The organism is Roseobacter cerffii (genome assembly GCF_054226325.1).
On sequence record NZ_JBTBYJ010000004.1, the window covers coordinates 12,713 to 27,841 of the forward strand.

14 protein-coding genes are annotated in these 15,129 nt (G+C 57.0%); 10 read left to right on the plus strand and 4 right to left on the minus strand.

Annotated elements, in window-relative coordinates; translation table 11 throughout:
- Positions 1–212: 212 nt before the first annotated feature.
- The gene (locus tag ACVC7O_RS22400; RefSeq protein ID WP_458326446.1) at positions 213–1,043 is read left to right on the plus strand and encodes an alpha/beta fold hydrolase; all 831 of its coding nucleotides are present in this window, start codon (positions 213–215) and stop codon (positions 1,041–1,043) included.
- A 485-nt stretch (positions 1,044–1,528) separates the two neighbouring features.
- On the opposite strand, the gene ACVC7O_RS22405 is transcribed toward ACVC7O_RS22400, so the two are convergent.
- Complete coding sequence (locus tag ACVC7O_RS22405; RefSeq protein ID WP_458326447.1) at positions 1,529–2,176, minus strand: TetR/AcrR family transcriptional regulator; 648 nt, start codon at positions 2,174–2,176, stop codon at positions 1,529–1,531.
- Positions 2,177–2,325: 149 nt separating this feature from the next.
- Here ACVC7O_RS22405 and ACVC7O_RS22410 point away from each other — a divergent pair, with 149 nt between their 5' ends.
- The 8 genes from ACVC7O_RS22410 to ACVC7O_RS22445 all read left to right on the plus strand — a co-directional run bounded on the left by ACVC7O_RS22410 (position 2,326) and on the right by ACVC7O_RS22445 (position 10,525).
- Positions 2,326–3,282, plus strand: a complete 957-nt coding sequence (locus tag ACVC7O_RS22410; RefSeq protein ID WP_458326448.1) for an alpha/beta hydrolase family protein — start codon at positions 2,326–2,328, stop codon at positions 3,280–3,282.
- 41 nt (positions 3,283–3,323) lie between these two features.
- A complete protein-coding gene (locus tag ACVC7O_RS22415; RefSeq protein WP_458326449.1) occupies positions 3,324–4,292 on the plus strand; it encodes an alpha/beta hydrolase family protein in 969 nt (322 codons plus the stop codon).
- Between the two features lie 637 nt (positions 4,293–4,929).
- A complete protein-coding gene (locus tag ACVC7O_RS22420; protein WP_458326450.1) occupies positions 4,930–5,136 on the plus strand; it encodes a hypothetical protein in 207 nt (68 codons plus the stop codon).
- A 64-nt stretch (positions 5,137–5,200) separates the two neighbouring features.
- Positions 5,201–5,560, plus strand: coding sequence for a DUF2958 domain-containing protein (locus ACVC7O_RS22425; protein WP_458326451.1), 360 nt, complete (start codon positions 5,201–5,203; stop codon positions 5,558–5,560).
- Complete coding sequence (locus tag ACVC7O_RS22430) at positions 5,557–5,784, plus strand: hypothetical protein (RefSeq protein ID WP_458326452.1); 228 nt, start codon at positions 5,557–5,559, stop codon at positions 5,782–5,784. The genes ACVC7O_RS22425 and ACVC7O_RS22430 overlap by 4 nt, the downstream gene beginning before the upstream one ends.
- A gap of 340 nt (positions 5,785–6,124) precedes the next feature.
- Positions 6,125–6,709 (plus strand): helix-turn-helix domain-containing protein, encoded by a 585-nt coding sequence (locus tag ACVC7O_RS22435; RefSeq protein ID WP_458326453.1) that lies wholly within the window; start codon positions 6,125–6,127, stop codon positions 6,707–6,709.
- Positions 6,702–8,609, plus strand: coding sequence for a relaxase/mobilization nuclease domain-containing protein (locus tag ACVC7O_RS22440; RefSeq protein WP_458326454.1), 1,908 nt, complete (start codon positions 6,702–6,704; stop codon positions 8,607–8,609). The genes ACVC7O_RS22435 and ACVC7O_RS22440 overlap by 8 nt, the downstream gene beginning before the upstream one ends.
- A complete protein-coding gene (locus tag ACVC7O_RS22445) occupies positions 8,609–10,525 on the plus strand; it encodes a type IV secretory system conjugative DNA transfer family protein (RefSeq protein WP_458326455.1) in 1,917 nt (638 codons plus the stop codon). The genes ACVC7O_RS22440 and ACVC7O_RS22445 overlap by 1 nt, the downstream gene beginning before the upstream one ends.
- Before the next feature lie 72 nt (positions 10,526–10,597).
- Here ACVC7O_RS22445 and ACVC7O_RS22450 read toward each other — a convergent pair whose 3' ends face one another.
- The 3 genes from ACVC7O_RS22450 to ACVC7O_RS22460 form a co-directional block, all read right to left on the minus strand.
- On the minus strand, positions 10,598–12,118 hold the full coding sequence (locus ACVC7O_RS22450; protein ID WP_458326456.1) for an anti-phage dCTP deaminase: 1,521 nt from the start codon (positions 12,116–12,118) through the stop codon (positions 10,598–10,600).
- Positions 12,119–12,464: 346 nt separating this feature from the next.
- The gene (locus ACVC7O_RS22455; protein ID WP_458326457.1) at positions 12,465–13,631 is read right to left on the minus strand and encodes an ImmA/IrrE family metallo-endopeptidase; all 1,167 of its coding nucleotides are present in this window, start codon (positions 13,629–13,631) and stop codon (positions 12,465–12,467) included.
- Positions 13,628–13,942: a hypothetical protein gene (locus tag ACVC7O_RS22460; RefSeq protein ID WP_458326458.1), complete on the minus strand. Its 315-nt coding sequence runs from the start codon at positions 13,940–13,942 to the stop codon at positions 13,628–13,630. The genes ACVC7O_RS22455 and ACVC7O_RS22460 overlap by 4 nt, the downstream gene beginning before the upstream one ends.
- Before the next feature lie 194 nt (positions 13,943–14,136).
- Here ACVC7O_RS22460 and ACVC7O_RS22465 point away from each other — a divergent pair, with 194 nt between their 5' ends.
- Entirely contained in the window at positions 14,137–14,790 is a 654-nt protein-coding gene (locus ACVC7O_RS22465; protein WP_458326459.1) for a multiubiquitin domain-containing protein, read from the plus strand.
- The last annotated feature ends 339 nt before the right edge of the window (positions 14,791–15,129 follow it).

The following is a 15,129-nucleotide window of genomic DNA, read 5'->3' on the forward strand; positions in this document are numbered from 1 at the left end:
CACCTCATTTTGTCATTTGTGACAATCGCTGATCGCCATCTCAATTGCAATATTGGGGTCATCGAAACAAGCACCGAGGCCCGATCAATATGACCCAAAACCAAGTGACACGACGCACTGTTTTGCAGACCGGTGCAGCAACAGCGTTGCTCGCTGCGATGCCTGCCGCCCTGGCGGCGCGAACCCTTACTCAAAACGAAGGAGAAACGATTATGTCTACTATTAAAACCCGCGATGGAACCAAGATCTTCTACAAGGATTGGGGCCCGCGCGATGCACAGCCCATCGTCTTTCACCACGGATGGCCCCTGAGCGGCGACGACTGGGACAACCAGATGCTGTTCTTCCTTGCGCATGGCTACCGAGTGATCGCTCACGACCGCCGCGGTCACGGGCGCTCGGACCAAACCGACCAGGGACATGATATGGCGACCTATGCCAACGATGTGGTTGATCTGGCCGCAGCGTTGGACCTGAAAAATGCCGTGCACATCGGCCACTCCACCGGCGGCGGCGAGGTTGCGGCTTATGTCGCGAAGGCCGAGCCGGGCCGGGTTGCCAAAGCCGCCCTGCTAGGTGCGATCCCGCCGTTGATGCTGCAGACCGAGGCCAATCCGGATGGCATTCCGATGGAGGTCTTCGATGGGTTCCGGGCCGCCTTGGCCGCGAACCGGGCGCAGTTCTACCTCGATGTGCCATCGGGTCCGTTCTTCGGCTTCAACCGGGAAGGTGCCGAGGTCAGCCAGGGCCAGATTCAGAACTGGTGGCGTCAGGGTATGATGGGCAGCGCCTCTGCTCATTACCAGTGCATTGCGGTCTTCTCCGAGACCGACCAGACCGAAGACTTGAAGGCGATGAACGTGCCGACACTTGTGATGCACGGAGACGACGACCAAGTCGTCCCGATCGCGAACTCCGCGGAGAAAGCGGTTAAGCTGCTGCCGAACGGAACCTTGAAGGTGTACGACGGTCTGTCGCACGGCTTCTTTGCGACGCATCCCGATCTGGTGAACGCCGATCTGCTCGACTTCATCAAAAGCTAAGCCAATCGAAATGGAACAATTATTTGGGAGGGCATTCGCGCCCTCCCAAGTGGAGGTGAAGGACGACATGAAAAATAGAAACTGGTGTGACAAACACCCACACGACTGCGCCGGTCTGCAAAGACGGCAAGAACGGGAATGGCTTCACAGCCACGACATGGCGTTTGGCCCACTGGATCTCGTGGCCTCGGCAATCATCGTCGGAGTTTGTATCTTGGCAATGCTCTGAAATGCTCGCTATGGTTCGGAGGTCAAAAAAGGAGCAACGCTGAACCAAGTTAGGTCTTGAATCCAACCGCGTGTTCGCCACGGCCTGAGTTTTCGCTACAGCGCGACCAACGCTGGCAATCTCGAATTCCCAGGGAACACAGTAGTCTAAGACATGCAAAGTCCGGCAACGGAAAACGCAAAAAGTTTCGCGTTCATGTGATCAGAGTGCGCGGCGAAGAACCCTCGCCAGAGGTCTCCAGAAACCAGCATCTTGGCTAGGTTTTATCCTGTTGGGCAACAAGGTCGCCAGGCTTTTCTGCGCCATGTCGCAATCCGTTGATCAAGAGATCAACCATGCGTCTAATATGGGCCGCGCCATCCTCGCCAGAAGCAACCGAGAGGTTTCCGATTGCCCGCAACAGATCGTAGGGGTCGGTGGTGCCATCGATGTCTCCGGCTTTTGCGGCCTTGTCCAGCAGAGCAGCTAGTGCGGGTTCGAAATTCTCTCGAAAGTAGTCTGGCAGCGTCGCGAATGCGGGATCACCAGAATGCAAAGCTGAGGCGAGGCCCTTTTTGGTCGCGATGAATTGCGTATAGCGGTGCAGCCACAACGACAGGGCTTCGCAAGGCGGATGCGCGTCCGAGAGCGCTGCCGCCTCGGCCACACAGGCGTCTACCTCACGGCGGAAAACCCCGGCGACCAAGTCGGAACGCTTTGGAAAGTTCCGGTAGACGGTGCCGATTCCCACCCCGGCCGCCTCGGCGACCTCGCGCACCGGAGCATCCACGCCGGAGGCCGCAAACACTTTCTTCGCCGCGTCTAGAAGGGCGTCCGTGCTGCGCTGCGCATCAGCACGCACCTTCTTTTCCTTGGTTACCGGCCGCTTGGCCCCCTCAGCTGTGGCTGTCTTTTCCTGACTCAACGGACTCTCCAATCACATAAACGGAACATTGGTCCGCTTTACATTGACATGCGGAACGCCGTTCCGTATATAAAATCGGAGCAGCGTTCCGTTTTATATCTCGAAGCGGCGCGCATCGCCAGAGATTTCAATGGAAAGGACAGAAGCTCATGCCTGCACCAAATCAAAGCACCCCGGCCGTCATGACATACGGCCCCATTGCCCTACCCGCTCCTGACCGGGGGCAAGACCTCCATATTCGTGCCTCAGCTCCGGCTGTTGGTACAAGCTTGCCCGTTATCTTGATGGCGCATGGTTTTGCGAAATCCATGCGCGACTATGCCCCGCTGGTCGATTTCTGGACGGCGCATGGGTTTGCCGCGATCCAGCCCACATTCCTGGACTCTGCCACACTCGGCCTCGCGCCTGATGATCCAAGAACACCTGACATCTGGAAGCATCGCGTCGCGGATATGAAATGCATTCTCGACCATCTGGATCGGATTGAAGGCACTGTACCCCAGCTCAAGGGACGGCTTGACCAGACCCGGATTGCTGCCGTTGGCCATTCCTACGGCGGGCAGACCGTCGGCATGTTGCTGGGCGCGCGCGTTATCGGTTCTGACGGTGCTATCGGCGAGGACATGTCGGATCCGCGGATCAAGGCTGGCGTTTTACTCTCGACGACAGGTCTTGGTGGCGAGTTTCTTACACCGTTCGCCGCCGAACACTTCTCGTTCATGTCACCCAGCTTCGGTGAACTGACCACGCCTGTGCTGGTCGTCGCAGGGGACAAGGACGACTCGCCGCTCAGCACACGCGGGCCGGATTGGTTTAAGGATGTCTACACGCTTAGCCCAGGTGCCACCGCTTTGCTGACACTGTTTGGTGGTGAACACCTGTTGGGCGGGATCACCGGCTACGGAGTGACCGACACGACCGACGAAAGCCCGGCAAGGGTCTCAGCCGTCCGGGAACTGAGCACAGCATATCTGCGCAGTGCGCTCTATTGTGACGACACCGCTTGGTCCGAAGCCGCGAATGCCTTCGCAAAGGCGTCCGACTTGCAAGGCCATATCGAAGAAAAGTCTGCCATCGCGATAGCCGAGGCAGCATTGGCGTCATAGCGCCTCCAGGTCTCCCCCAACTCAGAAAGGAAAATGGAGCCATGAACAACCTCATCACCGATGCCCGCCACATTCCTATCAACGACGCAACACAGACAGTCTCTATCAGCCCGGTGATCTTGCAGGCCCCAGATCGTGGCGTGCCGTTGGAAATGCGCATCACTGCCCCTGTAAGGGGTCGCGATCTGCCCATTATCCTTTTGTCGCATGGACATGGGCCCTCCCTCTATATCCCGTCAAAGGACGGCTATGGCCCTTTGGCGAATTTCTATGCTGCGCATGGTTTTGTCGTGATTCAACCGACGCACGTGAACTCGAAGGTCGCTGGACTGGCTCCTGACGCACCGGGTGGCCCACTGTTCTGGCGCTCGCGTGTTCAGGACATGTCTATGATCCTGGATCACCTCGATGAGATTGAGGCATCGGTTCCAAGCATTGCCGACCGCGTTGATCACAGCAAAGTTGCCGCTGTGGGGCACTCCCTGGGCGGGCAGACAGCCGGCATGTTGCTCGGTGCACGTCTGACCGATCCCAAAGACCCTGACGCAACAGACGTCAATATGATCGAACCGCGCATCAAGGTCGGTGTCCTTCTCGCAGCGCCGGGAAACGGTGGCGATGGTCTGAGCGACAACGCGAAACAGAGTTACTCGGCGCTGAACCCAGACTTCTCGCATATGACGACGAAAACGCTGGTGGTCGCCGGGGACGCTGACCTCGCCACTCATCTCACTACTCGCGGCGCGGATTGGTATAGGGACCCGTTCCGTGATGGTCCAGGCGCGGAAGCGATGCTGACCCTGATCGGTGGGAAACACGGGCTTGGCGGCGTTTCGGGCTACGATGCCAAGGAAACAGGTGACGAGGACCCCGATCGCCTAGCAGTCGTTCAGCGCATGACATGGGCCTACCTGCGTTCAGCTTTTGACGCAGATGATCGGGCCTGGCCTGACGCCTGTCGCGCATTGAAGAGCCGTGTCAGCGCTCATGCCTATGTCGACGTGAAGTGATGCAGATGTCGCACTTAGCTTCGGCTCCGGACCTGTAACCAAAGAGACACAGGGTCGACGAACCTTTGCTTGGCGCAATAAAAAATCCGCTAGACAACAAAACGAACTGAACATCCGGCAACTGCGCGAAACCAGCATTCGCCGCGTTGCGGGGAATTCAGAAGTGTCAGCTCAAACCAGCCGTAAGCTGCATGTCCGGCGAAAGTCAGCTTGCAGTTTGGTGGTGTAGGCGGGTTTCTGAAGTACACCGGGACTCGCCAGCATCAGATTTTGGATCGTGGCCTGATCCACAACGTCTAGCTGCAGCCTCAGAAGATGAGCAGCATCGTGCAGCTATACGAGGGTTTTGCGTTGCGGCCTCTCGTTTTGCACCGATGGATCTTCGCTAACGGCTCTAGCGCACCTATGGTCGGAAGTGCCGTGCTACGATGACGAACTGTCGATCTCTGCGCGTTTTCTTTTGGATGCAATCTCCGGAACCTGGCTCGGCTGACGGTCGCGCGCACCGCTTGCTCCTTTCAAGCAGAACTTTCCCCTGCCCGCTGATGCGGCCATTCCCCGCGGACCAAAGTTCCGCCTGACAGCCTGTCCTAACGGTTCCTGTCTCTTCTTGCATCGAAAACGAGAGGAGATCGACATGATCCGCTACTATACCGTCACGACACCCGACAAAGGAAAAGACGGCAAGACCCGCTTTCACAAGATCGGTGTCGCGTTCCCGCAGAAGCCCGACGCGAAATCCTTCCTGACCATCCAGCTCTTCGCCACGCCCGTGACTGGACAGATCGTCCTTTTCGAGCCGAAGCCAGACGGGCAGGGCGATGCCCCGGACCTCGTCGAATGAGCCGCCCTCCGGGACGGTGCCTTCCGTCCCGGTCTTTCCAAACCGACATCCAAGGAGACACCTCATGGACCCTCTGCCACAATCCATCCTCGACCAACTCGCCGCGAACGGGCGCACCAACCAGGACCGCATCGAAGCAGGCGAAGACACTCTCGACTTCGAACCCGTTGTCAAACTCTTCACCCCTGATGCCGGAGCGACCTGGCTACTTTCCGAAACTGATCCGGAGGACCCGGATATCGCGCACGGCCTCTGCGACCTCGGGCTTGGCTTTCCTGAGATCGGCTCGGTTCGCGTCAGCGAAATTCGAGCCGCCCGCGGTCGTCTTGGATTGCCCGTCGAACGTGACCTTCACTTCAAGGCCGATGGCACCCTCAGCGCCTATGCCGAGCGCGCCCGCAAAGCGGGAGGGATCGTCGCATGAGCGCCAATATCCGCAGAGATCACGTCAGCGCCTTCGAGGCGCTGACGTCCGGCCAGTTCGAGAACTCTGCGCTCTTCTCCTGTTTCGTGAACGGTGCGCCTGCCTCGGCTATCGTCACCGTTACAGCACCTGAAGATGCGAGAGGCGAATATGCCATCACGCCGCTCTTTGTCAGCGTAACCGACACTATGGTGATCACCGAACACGGGGGAAGACCGGCCTGACCATGTCTTGCGGGCTGCTCCGGTTGCCCGCCAAGCATCAGCGCGACACGCCGGACTTTTTCCTGAACCGACGTGTGTCGCCAGCATTTCTTCTTACCACGGTGCCCCCGCATCGATGGCAAATCTGTAGGGGCCCTTCGCATCTCGACTCATCAGGAGTCTGACCTCCGAGCCGTGCTAGACTGATCCCAACGACTCGGCAGCATCTTGCGCGGAGACGCAATGAGCAAAAAGACATATTGCGCAAATTCACACATTGATGTATCCCTGAAGATGAAATGAGAGGGACGTTGGCAGGATATGCCAAATGTCTGCGACTTTTGTCCGAGGGGTCTGAAACGTGAAACCAGGACGCCCAAAACGCCTGAAACTTGAAGAGCGGATCGAACTCGCGCGGCGCTATCATGCCGGGGAAACGCCGAAGGTTCTGGCCGAGGCCTACGGTGTGTCGCGACGACACGTGACCCGGCTCGCCAAAGAGGAGCGTGGCGAAGGACAGGAGGTTCGAGACCCTTCGGTCACGGTGAGTTTCCGCGCTGCGCGTTCCGAGATGGCCGCCTTCGATACGGCTTGGCAGGCCCGTGGCTTTACAAGTCGCAGCCAGGCCTTGCAGGCGGTGGTGCGGGCACGGTGCGGGCTGCTCGATCTGATGCGAGAAGATCTCCGGGCGTTCTCGGAGACGCTGCAACAGGCACAAGACGTTGCAGACAGCGGCCGCGTTCTGGCGAAGGCGGCGCAGCGCGGAAGGCTGACGCTGTCGCCGGAGAACCGCGCGACGCTTGTCGCGCTGCATGATCTCGCACAGCGTACCTATCGCGATCTGGCCACGCTGAAAGCGTCGGCCTGCCAGCGACGGGGCGTGGGGTGGAACACGGCGGATCCCGAGGCGTCAGACGTGAATGAAGAGTTGGTGGACCATGTCTGAACCGCTCGCCCTCTATCACGCCGTCATGGGCAAGCTCTGGGAGACGGAACGTATTCAGGGTCGGCGGCAGGCCCGCATAGACGCGCGACTGGCAGGGCGGCGGCAGGGTCGTAGTTACCAGCGCGTCGGCCGGGCCTCGGCACGCAATCTTCTGAAGTCCGCTATGCCGGAGAGCCGCGCCGCGGTGTTCAAGCGGATCAGGGCAGGCGGGTGCAAGACGAAGCAGAGCCTTGGCGACCAGCTATCTTATGTGAATGACAAGGCGGTCTACACCTACGCGACCATGACCAACCCGCTGACGGCTGAGGCCGTGCTGTCCGAGGCGCAGAAGGCGGAGATCGTGGACGCTTGGGCGCAATCCTGGCGGGGCACGACGAAGCTGGGGTTTACGTCGCATATGCTGCTGTCGTTTCCAACTGACGTCACGGTCGATCAGGTGCGCGAGATCACACTCGACTGGGCTGAGCATTTTTTTGAAACTGGCGACTATGGCGATCAGTGGGACTACGTGCTCTCGGTGCATGATGACCGGGCGCACAAGCATGCGCATATCCTGCTGAACAATCGGGGCCTTGCCAATGGCACCTGGTTCTCCTGTTGGGCGGCGGGTGTGATGTCGCCGCAGCTGATGCGGGAAAAGCAGGCTGAGATCGCCGAACGCTACGGTGTGATGCTCGAGGCCACGACCCGGCTCGAGCGCGGCATCTTCGAGAAGGCCCCCGGTATCGCAGAGATTTACCAGGCAAAGCAGGAGGCGCGCCTCCCTCGCGAGATTGCGCTGTCGCCCGAAGAGCGGGCCATCGCCGAGGCACAGGTGACAGGGTTTGCCAAGGACTATCGCAATCTGGCCGATGTACTGGATCGCATGGATCAGAAACACCTGGCCTACGCGATGCGTCGCATGGCGGCTTCGCTGGGCTCGGACACGCCTTATAGGTTCACTGCAGGAGAGATCGATATGGAGACCATTCGAACGGTCGGTGAGGCCATCGACTATGCCGAGAAAACCATCGAAGCGTTGCGGCTCAAAGCAGAAGAACTTGATGCCACCGAACGCCCGGCTTTCGAGACGCGGGCGGCGGGTGTCGTCCGTGATCTTTCGCAGATGGTGCCGGACCCTGATTTGCGCGCCCGGTTCGGGCGCGACTTGACCGAGCCTTATCCGCCAGGAGCCGGAGACGGGCGTTTGAGTGCTGCGCTCTCGTCGGGTGAGGACCCTGTCCTTGAGGCCCTGAAGGCGGATGCCGCAAGGGCCGGTCTCGATCCGCGAGAGATGGCTGCCCGGATCGAAGCAGGTGGGACGACGAACTATGGGCTTGCTCAGGATTGGGTGAGTCGTGACATGGCGGCGGTTCTGGCGAAGGATGGCATCGATCTTGCTCAGGCCAGCGACGATCAACAAGATCGCGCGTTGGAAACGGTCGATCGGTTCATGGACCGATTACTGGAGCACGCAAAGGAGCTCGGCATTGCGACAGGTCTGTCGCGCGCATCGGACGATTTGCAGTTGATCGATGATGATGACCGTGGGCCAAACCCGTATCTGGAAGACCTCGCGGATATGTTGCGTGACGGCACCCTTTCAGAGGCTCAGGAAGAGACCGTCGATCGCACCCTGAGAGCTGAACTTTTCAAAGAGTTGGGTGAGGAAGGTCTCGGGGAACTGCGGCGCGGCAATTACGAGGTGCTGGCAGAGGTGCTTCCCAACCGTATCGATCAGATCACTGTCACGCAGGAATTCCTTGAGATGACCCATGAGGAGACCGGGGACCAGGTCTTTACCGACCGTGCGGCCGCCTTGCAGCAGGACAAGGTCGAGGCGTTGGCCCGTGACACCCATCTCGAGATGCAGCGGGGCAGGGGGCCGTCACGCGACCTCGAAGATGAGATCAGCTTCTGATGAGCACCCGGCTTCCTCTTTGGGTTGCTGTGCCGGTCGGGACCCTTTGTGGAACGGCCCTCGGCACCATCGTAGCAAGCTTCTATCTCGCTCTGGCGTTGAAAACGGGTTTTGCCGAGTTTGACATGTTTGCCGTCTGGACAGCGAGCGCGGGTCTGCGCGCCGCGCACCCCGAGGCATTCAAGGTCGCGTTCGGCGCCGTTGGCTTTGGGTCCATTGGATTGGCGGCACTTGCCTTCAGCTGGACGTGGGCGCAGGACCGGGATGATTACGGGTCTGCACATTGGCAGACCAGACGTGAGCTCAAGGCGAACGGCATGCTCCAGAAACCGGGACGCGGGTTTGTCTGTGGCAAGCTGGGAAAGCCCGCGTCAAAGTCGCCCTACATCTCTGCGAGCGACATCCCGCATGTAATGATGGTGGCCCCGACCCGGGCCGGTAAGGGCGTGGGCTTCGTGATCCCGAACCTGTTGTCCTTCGACGGTTCGGTTGTGGTTCTGGATGTGAAGGGAGAGAATTTCGAAAAGACGGCGCGGCTGAGGGCGCTCAACGGCGATGAGGTCTTTCGTTTCAGTCCGTTTGATTGGGCGAACAGTTCCCATCGCTATAATCCGCTTGCGAGGATCGCGGTCGCCCCCAGTTTCGCCCAGCAATTCACAGAAGTCTCGATCCTTGCGGATCTCTTCCTCGACAAGGACAACAAGACACTCGACACCTTCTCCGAAGCAGGTAAATCGATATTCGTTGCGGCCTGCCTTCTGGCGATCCAACGCGGCAGACCGACGCTCGGCGAGGTCAACAAGATCGTCACCGGAGGGGACTACAAGAACGCACAGTACAGTGCCTATGCGGAAGAGGCGAAGGAAGCGACGGTGCGCGAGCTCTGGATCAACGCGGCCAGCGCGTCGTCGCGGCTGCTGACCTCGAACATCCAGGCTTTGATGACGGCCGGTCTGAAGCAGTGGGACAACCCGGCCGTCCGGACGGCCACCGATGCAAGCGACTTCGAGTTCGCGAACTTCAGAAAAAATCCGCACGCACTCTACATCGTGGTGTCGGAAGATCACATCGCGACGCTGGCACCGCTCCTTCGGCTCATGTTCGCGGATCTCATCGCCAGTTTGCGGCAGAATGAGCCGGGTCCCGATGAACCGTGGCCGGTCATGATTATGATCGATGAGTTCCAGCAAATGGGAGCGATGCCTTATCTCGAGCGGGCGATCCATTCGCTCGCAGCCTATGGTGGGCGTGTCGCGATGATTGCGCAGTCGTTGGCCTCGCTAGATCGCATCTATGGACCCGAAGGACGTGAAAGCCTTGAGAACGGGGCGGGGCTCAAGCTCTACATAACGCCCCGCGACCAGCGTACAGTTCGAGAGGTCTCGGCGGCCGTCGGCAGTACCACTCGGGAGGCTGTGACCCGCATGTATGGTCGAAACAAGGGCATTCTGGGCGCGACCTCTACGACGTCACGTCTTGAGGAACGCCCGCTTCTCTCCGAGACCGAGGCCCGCACCATGGATCCCGACGAGGTGATCATCCTGGCCTCACCGCAGCACCCGATCCGTGCACAGCGCATCAAGTATTTCGAGGATTCCTTTTTCGTCAGTCTCGCGGATCGTCAGGCGGGCCGCGAATTCCCTTATCCCCCACGTGTTGACGGCGTTGGGCCCTGGTTCGACGACCCGAAACCCGATCCTTCTGCGCCCATTCCCGACTCTGTCGAATATACGGCGACAAGCGAACGCGCACGACGACGCCAATCACGGTCCATGCAGACACAAATGAATGAAAAAACTGCGGGTGAGCTCCGTCCGGAAACCTTGGATCGGGACGACTCGGTTCCAAAAAAGTGGCAACAAGTCTTCCGAGAACAAGGTGATTTCATCGACGAACTGCTTGGGGATAGGCAGTAGGGGGCGGGAAGCGGACTTTCTCTGCGGCTGCAAGACCGCAAAAGGGATCATTGGAAAGCGGACGTTACCATTCTAGTCAGCGAGACCGAGATACTTCGCAGTATCGTCGTCCAGTTCTTCACTCAGCGTCTTCTGGAAGATGATCTCTCTACTGATGTGTGCCTGATCCAAGATGTCCAAAATTGGTTGAGCGTCTTGCGGGAGCCACTCAATGATGTTGCCCTTGCTGTCTTTGATTTTTGACTTTGCAAACAAGCTTCTGAACCTGACGGGAGTTATACCGATGAACTGTCTGAACTGGACCTTGCTGGGATCAGCGACAGATTGATCGATTTGGATGGAATCTGGATAGAGCTCACTCGCATAGCTCTTAGCATATGGCTCAAGATATCGGACTGTGCTGATGCCAGACGCGACAATGTGTTTTGAGCAGTTGTGACAGGGAAAGGTGGTGCAGAACAACGATCCGTCGCCAACCTTTAAGCCGAGCCTAGCCGCGCTTGAAAGCGCGGCCATTTCCGCATGTACAGCACGGCCATATTCCAAAGTATCCATGATCTGGGACTTCTTAAGAGGCGCACCTTTCTGGTCCAGATACTTCGCTTCAATCTCGTGGTCAGCGAGGGTCTCTTCTTTCAATTCGCCAGCATCGCGCAGAATTTGAACTATCTCAGCCACCATCTGCCGCTTTCGTACGGTGTTGATATCTGAACCCAAAGCGACGTCCCTTGCGTCCATACCTTCATCAGCCCAATACGTGCCACCGAAAGACTTCGGTGCCTCATTGAAACCGGTGGTTACGATGTCACCCTCTTTTGCGATCACAGCTCCAACCTGACGAGCTGTATCACATGATGTGAGGGATACATTATGCGCAACGTTCTGAAAGAATTCCTCCCTAGTTGGCGATACTGCAAAGTTTCCGAATAGAGCCTCGAAGAACCGCTTAAGGAGCGGCGACATCGAGTGATCGTCGGTCGCGTCAATAATCAGATCCGCCTGTGGAAAGACGTCACTTACTCTTTGGCCGAATGGTTTGAGAGCTTCCTTTTCGTCTCTGTCGATGAGTTCAATCGCACTGGAGCTCCATTGGTCCGCACGGGGGGCACTCGCATTGCCCTCGGCAATCAAGCGTGCAAGGCGGGCTTGGCGCACATCGATGGGCAAGTGACATGAAATCAGAACGAACTGCTTTCCATATACAGATCGGAACGCTTCTGCTTCTTCGGGGCGCTTCAGTTGATCTATAATGTAGGCAGTTCGAGAAGCAGGAACATCAGGCGTGTCAGTAATCGCTGCCCGATGTTCGATGATGCTTTGGATCGCGTACGCTACGAAGAAGTCTGCTCGCCCTGATCTCTCACGAATTGCGTTGCAAGCATCAATTCTGCTTCCGTACCTCTTGTCGATCGGGGCGTCGACGAGTTCGAACTCGAACTCCTTAGAGCTAAGGTAGTCCGTGAGCTTAACATTCTTTGAAGTGTAGTGGAGCGCGTGCAGCTCGCGTTGGATGGCGGCAACAACCGACTTGGTGTCCACACCGATACGGCCAACTATGCCGACGACCAGTTCCGCGTCTTTCACTCTCGACATCAATCACATTCCTTTACCATAAGCATGTTATGGATTCACAACGCGCACAAGATGTGGTGTACTGCATCAAACAGGAGGATACCGTGGCCACACTCAAGCAGAACCCAAAATTCAGTTTTACGCAGTCCTTCAAGAGCACTGTTCAACGCTTTGAGACCCTTTCCGAAGGAAAAAAGGCCGACTACGTAAGGTCTTCCGCGAAGCATTCCTCCAAACCGCAGCAGTCTACCTCAAAACAGAAGGTTGCGAGCTAGTAAGCTTCAACCCCCCGACTCACACCTCAACTACCTAACTGCATGAGTCGTTTGGGATCGCGCTGACGGCCTCGATCAGTATACCGGATCGTTTAGGTTGAGCTCAGCATGTCTCGGACAGTGTTCCTTTCAATGAGTCTCGAGAATTTCTTGTAGTCACCGTGCTCCTTTTGCCAACGGCCAGCTACGATAGACACGTGCACATCCGCCTGTTCGGCGGCTTCCTCGACCTCCTCAGTTCGCGCAAATTTCTTTCTGCAAACCCGAGCATACCGTGAAGGTATCAGACTGTTTTTCGCGAGCTTATCAGCCTCTGCCTCCAACTTGTCATCGGTGTCGATATCCAACTCGTCGAAAAAGGCGTGATCTGTACTGGACAAGATTTCGAAGTGCTCCACCAAGTGAGAAAGTTCGTGGAGCAGTGTGAACCAGAAGTTGTCGACTCGATCGTGGCGCAAGGTAAGTCCAATGACCGGTGTACTGCCGTCCAGCAACATCACCGCACCATCAAGGAATGTGCCTGGTAGCACGGGAACTATTACGACGACAACGCCCAGCTTTGAAAGTTCGTTTACTGCTCTCAGCGGTCCCTGTGGATGCGTACTAAGCCGTGCAAGAGAACGCAAAAATTTCTTGTCTATCGCTGACTTCGAGAACTTTCCAATTGGTGGATTCTGCTTCGCCTTTTTTAGCACAGCTGCTTGCCAGATTAGCAATGCGTTATCGTCAGTTTTTCCACTCGCACGCTGGCTTCGCGTCTTCCTGTTGAGCCTTGGGACACGACCTTGTCCGAAAGCTGAACTGAGAAATTCGCTCACACCGTCCATGCTTAGATCAAACCCTATTTCTCTGAGTTTCGTCAAAACGGGTTGGCCAATCTCCACGGCGTCGGCAGACTTAACTTCCTCTTTCTTCATTAGGGACTCGTATGGGATTCCCAGACCCGAATGTAGCGCGCGCACCATGTCCATCGAAAGTTTTCGCTTACCAGACAGCACCTCAGAGACGCGGGCGCGAGAACCAATGTAAGGTTCCAGATCACGCGGTGATAAGTCCTTCTGCTCCATACGTAACTTGATCGCTGCGAGTGCAGAGGGTGCATCGGTGGCTATATTTTCTCGTTCGTACTTCTCGATGAGTGTTGCAAGTACCTCTATCTCGTCACTTGTTTCTTCTGTCGCAGGTGATCGGATGAGGTCGTCAATCCTCATTTTCGCAGCTTCATGGCCCTTTTTGTCTTTGATTGGTTTTATCATCATGCGGCCTCCCATTCCGTTTGATCTCCAGAATCAGAGCGCCGGTGGTGCTTCTCGAAGCATTTTGTAAGCAGCACAACTCCGCTTTCAAAATGTATGACGGCTTCGACCAGAAGTGTGTTGTTGGCCAATCGGAACCTCGCTTTAGGCAATTCAGTTAACTCTGATTGTGGATAGTCGTTCTCGAAAGCATTGGTGTTGAGCCAGTTGCGATGTTGGAGCTCGTACACAAATGCGATCAGCAGGTCGCAACGGTGCCGGTCAGTGCAATCCGCCAAGAAACCTTCGACTTTGTCCAGTCCTAAGACCTTCATCTGCGCCCCTCCAGGACTAGATTTTTCACAATGCTCCCAATATGGGACCATTCATACTTGACTCAAGGGCAGGACGGAGTCAGGTATGTACTTGCACCCAATATGGGAGCGAACATCGAAAGTCAATGAAATCAATCCCCTTCGGGGACGATTCGGCGACGACCGAGGCCTATCGAACCGAAAGGATAAGAAAGATGGCTGAGACCAAAGTGACTTACAAGGTTGATGGCGCGGCCATCAAAACTACTGACGCGATCCTGTCCGGACGCCAGATCCGCCAAGCAGCCGGACTGTCTCCGGCCAGCGACCACGTCTTGATTAAACTAGGAAATGGCACCGGCCAGTCGATTGGGCTCGACGAGCCCGTTGATCTCCAAGGCGAGCAATTTCCATGTTTCGTCTCGTTTAGGACCGATAGGACTTATTCCTTTACACTGAATGAGCGCGGTTTCGAGTGGGGGGCAGAGGAGATTTCTGTTGAAGATTTGCGCGAGTACGGGGGCGTACCTGACGATCATGAATTGATCTTGGACAGCCAGCGCGACCGACCGATCGAAGATGGTGGCGTTGTACGTCTAAAGCCAAAGGGCGTCGAACGCATCCTTACGAGGCCGATCAAGAAGATCTGTATCGAAGATCAGCTGATCGTCTGGAGCGAAAGGACGATTACTACTGAGCAGATTGCAGAGCTTGGTGGGTGGGATGTGACACAGGGTGTTATCGAAGTTGATGCAGACCAAAACGAGCGCACCCTCTCACCAGGCGAGATCGTAAAGCTGCGTCGTGGTGTCAGCTACGGAAAAAAGCTTTGCTTCAAGCGCGGGGGCCATAATGACTCCCCGAATTAACGCCGAGTTGTCACTGTTGCGCAGCCAGTATGATCAGGTTGATTATGTGGCTGCTCACGCGATGCACTGGTTTCAAGTCCATGGTCTCAAAACGCCCGATGGCTGGTTGCCAGATGAAGTACCAGTCGTTTTTGCAGTGACTCAAGGCCATCCAGGTGCTCCGCCATACGGCTTCTTTGTCCCTCAAGGCCTAACCATTTCCGGCAAACCGCCATCTGAGCACGGCGCACCTCATCCACCTCCATTTGACGGTGCGTGGCGATTCCTGTCTTGGAGTCCCGAAGGCTGGAAACCGCGGACGGATGTGAACGGAGGTTCAAACCTTTGGGACTGGGTGCG